General features: G+C 65.3%; 5 protein-coding genes. 3 read left to right on the top strand and 2 right to left on the bottom strand.

Annotated features, from left to right (window positions below; translation table 11 throughout):
• Positions 1-21: 21 nt before the first annotated feature.
• The gene (locus ARC23_RS19165; protein ID WP_057498663.1) at positions 22-777 is read left to right on the top strand and encodes a tetratricopeptide repeat protein; all 756 of its coding nucleotides are present in this window, start codon (positions 22-24) and stop codon (positions 775-777) included.
• Positions 778-837: 60 nt separating this feature from the next.
• On the opposite strand, the gene ARC23_RS19160 is transcribed toward ARC23_RS19165, so the two are convergent.
• Entirely contained in the window at positions 838-1,032 is a 195-nt protein-coding gene (locus ARC23_RS19160; RefSeq protein ID WP_238985279.1) for a hypothetical protein, read from the bottom strand.
• 705 nt (positions 1,033-1,737) lie between these two features.
• Here ARC23_RS19160 and ARC23_RS19155 point away from each other — a divergent pair.
• A complete protein-coding gene (locus tag ARC23_RS19155) occupies positions 1,738-2,094 on the top strand; it encodes a hypothetical protein (RefSeq protein ID WP_057498662.1) in 357 nt (118 codons plus the stop codon).
• Positions 2,095-2,565 (top strand): hypothetical protein, encoded by a 471-nt coding sequence (locus tag ARC23_RS19150; protein ID WP_057498661.1) that lies wholly within the window; start codon positions 2,095-2,097, stop codon positions 2,563-2,565.
• A gap of 17 nt (positions 2,566-2,582) precedes the next feature.
• On the opposite strand, the gene ARC23_RS19145 is transcribed toward ARC23_RS19150, so the two are convergent.
• The coding region (locus ARC23_RS19145) for a hypothetical protein (RefSeq protein ID WP_238985278.1) at positions 2,583-3,347 on the bottom strand (765 nt) is incomplete at its 5' end.

The following is a 3,347-nucleotide window of genomic DNA, read 5'->3' as shown; positions in this document are numbered from 1 at the left end:
CACCAGGACGAAGCGGCACACATGCCCTATATCGGAATCGGACTCCACGTACTGGCAGCCATCTACTTCGCGGTGCATGCCATCCGCTCGGGCCAGAGCCTCTACTGGCTCATCCTGCTGTTCTCGTTCCCTTTGCTCGGCAGCGTCGTCTATTTCCTGGCGATCTACTTTCCGGAAGCCCGCAACTCGCGCGGCGCCCGTCAGGCCATCCGTTCCGCCAAGCAGCTCATGGACCCGGGCCAGGACCTGCGCAACGCTCGTGCCGAACTGGCGCGCACGCCCACCGTGCAGAATCGGGTTCGCCTGGGCATGACGCTGCTGGATGCCGGCCAGGTGGAGGAAGCCAGGACCCTGCTCGAGCAGGCGGCCAGCTCACCGTTGGGCGACGATCCCTACATCCTGACCGGCCTCGCCCGTGCCCGCCTCGACTCCGGGCACGCTGCGCTTGCGGTGGAGACGCTGGATGGCCTCTTCGCCCGCCACCCCGACGTGCGCCGCAAGCCGGAACAGACCCTGCTTTACGCGCAGGCTTTGGCTGCCACGCAGTCGCCCGGAGCCCGCGCCGCGTTCGAGCGGGCCGTGGAATGCGGAAACGATGCGGCCGCCCGCTGCCTGTACGCCGAGTGGCTGATGGCACTGCCGGAGCCCGACGACCGCGAGCAGGCCCGCGCTCTGTTCGCGAGCATCATCGACGATGCCCAGCACTGGTCGCGCCACGCGCGCAGCCACAATGCCGTCTGGTTGGAGCGGACCAAGGCTGCGTTGAAGGGCTACTGACGACCTGGCAGCAGGTGTCAGGTTCGAGCACCGGGACTTCCAAGGAACTATCCTCACGGGCTAGCGAGAGCTCCGTTTGGGAAAGAGCAGCTTGGGGGTTCCGATAAACAGCAACCATGCGCCCATGGCCGCTCCGTAGGCGAGCACCGTTCCCACAAGGAATGTGCCGAAGAGGCTGCCGGTGAGCAGCTGATACAGCCCTTTGCCGCGACCTGCAGCGCTGCCTCCAACAGTCAGTACGATGACCGGCAGCATGATCATTCCGCTGCAGAGGATCAGGGAGAACGCACCCAGCAACCAGCGTTTGAGTGGCGGGTTCCATGGCATGCGATGGTGACATGCAGCGCCTTGCTTCGCAGATTCCATCTATTAACGTGACGCGTCACGCGCAATCGGTAGCGCATTGCTGGCGGCCTGCCTCTCGACCCTGAGCGCCTGGACCCATAAGGACGAGCACCCGCGCATGTTGGAGCGGACCAAGGTCGTGTTGAAGGGCGGCAGACGCCTCGCGGCATCTGGCAACTCTGTCGCATCCGGCTCACTCACAGCCTCGCCGGGTGGATGCCGACACTCGTAAGGCATCCACCACCGACATCGACAACAGCCTTGCGGCGCAAGGCTCCGGCCTCATTGAGCCGTATGCAACGATTCTGAAAATGTTGAAAGCGGTGACGGCATCGGCCCTACTGCATTGGCATCGCGCACAACCGGGCGTATTCCTTTCCATGCCACCGAAAACGGGTGGTCGGGACTTCGAAACCCCGGTAGTGCAATCGTAGAAAGCGCTTGCCAGTCGGCATCACTCCCAAGGTGATGCCGGCTGGCAACCGTCGGCCGACCATGGCGGGCGGTGCGTGGGGGCCTTGGCCCGCCGGTCTGATTGCACACCGGGTTTCGAACCACGCATCGTCCGCCACCTTTATCGGTGGCGGCTTCTGCCTGCACGCAAGGAGCCCAGCCATGACCCAGCAGCACTCCCCTGCCCCGCAACCCATCCACGACGCGCCCGCAAGCGGCCCCGCGCTTGATCCCAACACGCTCATCGCCCTGCTGCACAGCATTGGCGCAGGCGCTGCCTCTGATGGCCAACCCTGGCCAGAGCGCCATCAACTGCCCGGCCGACGCATCGCCCTGGCCGACACCGACTGTTCGCTGGCGGGCCTGCGCGTGGTGATGGAGATTCTGCTGGCCGCACAACGCGCCCGCGAGAACGGCGAGCTGGGGCAATACGTCGGCCCCCGGGTGATGGAGGGGCTGATCATGGCCGGACTGGGGCTCACCGCGCACGCCAGCATGCGGGTGCGTCCGGAGACCTGAGTGGCGGGCTGGCGCTGGGCGGCCACCGCGCTGTGCCTCGCAGCGGCGGTGGCGGGGCCCGTCCAATGGGCGTCGCCGCCCGTGCGTGAGCGGCTCGCATTCCAAGCAATCGCGGATGATCGCTTTTCGCAGCTGCGGAGACTGGTGATGGCGTTCGTGGAGGCTAGGCCACATCAGGGCTCCCGGTTCGTCGAGACACGGCCTGGTGCGTCTTTGCAGATCCACTGCAAAGGGGTCCCCGTGCTGTGGCTGGAGCGGCGCTCGCAGTATCTGCTGTTGCAGGCATCAGTGGACGCCCGGCAGCGGGCGCCCGACGTTGCGCAGCTGCGGGCGCTTCTTCAATGGCAGCTGGAGCCATTGGACGATCTGGAGCAGGTGTTGGCCGGCGTGCCGGAGCCTGTCTTGATGGATCGGGTGCTGCGGGTTGTTGCTGGTGAGGTGCCTGACGGGGCGCGATGCGGCAGGCCGTAGTCGAGCACGGCTCGACTCTACAAGGGCGTTGGTTCCGCAGGCTCGGGTTCGTGGATGGAACCTTCAAGCAGGGCGACGTAGGTATCCAGTCGCGAGCGCAGTCCGATCAATAGCCATCCTGCGAGGTATAGCAGTACGAGCGCGTAGATGATGAACGCACCAAGCGCGCCGACGTCAAAGGCGCTGCTCCAGTCACCCCATCTCCATTGGCGGAACTGCAGGTAGAGGGCGATCAAGAGTGGGAATGGGCCAAGGCGTTGCAGTCCTCCGTACATCAATCCCATGCGCTCGATCATGCTGGAACGCAGGTGGCTGACATACTTGAGGCGGCGCTCACGCTCGACCCTGGGAAACTGCCGAAGCTCGGCGATTACCGCTTGCCACTGGGCAAATTCGCCGTCCATTTCCTGCGCGTGCGACAGCCGTGGCTGTACGAACTGGCGGATTCCGCGGCGGATTGCGAGAAACCCACCGATGACAAAACCTCCGATCTCCACCACCAGGCAGGCCCTGACCAGAAGCAGCGCAGCGGTAAGCGGAAGCCATCGATCAGGCAGTTGGCTGCCGAGAATGCCGGTGGCGGCTGCCAGTGCGCCCACCCGGAACAACCACTTCTCCAGCCGGCCGGCCTTGGGGTAGATGCTGTGCTCAACCAGCCCCTGCACCCGCTGGTACAGCCAGTGGAAGCTCAGCTCCTGCGCGTGAGTCGTTGCCGGCGGATCGACTCCACCCCCTGCCTGCATGTCCATTGCGCCCCTGCCCCGCCGGCGCAGATGCCGGCG

Origin of the sequence: Stenotrophomonas beteli, from assembly GCF_001431665.1 — a bacterium.
Taxonomy (GTDB): Bacteria; Pseudomonadota; Gammaproteobacteria; order Xanthomonadales; family Xanthomonadaceae; genus Stenotrophomonas; species Stenotrophomonas beteli.
The sequence above is the reverse complement of the archived record's forward strand: the minus strand, read 5'-3'. Positions and strand labels throughout refer to the sequence as shown.

Bases quoted from the DNA above. Each gene is read 5' to 3' on its own strand.
- ARC23_RS19165 (WP_057498663.1), top strand. From the start codon at position 22: ATGCCCTATATCGGAATCGGACTCCACGTACTGGCAGCCATCTACTTC.
- ARC23_RS19160 (WP_238985279.1), bottom strand. From the start codon at position 1,032: ATGCTGCCGGTCATCGTACTGACTGTTGGAGGCAGCGCTGCAGGTCGC.
- ARC23_RS19155 (WP_057498662.1), top strand. From the start codon at position 1,738: ATGACCCAGCAGCACTCCCCTGCCCCGCAACCCATCCACGACGCGCCC.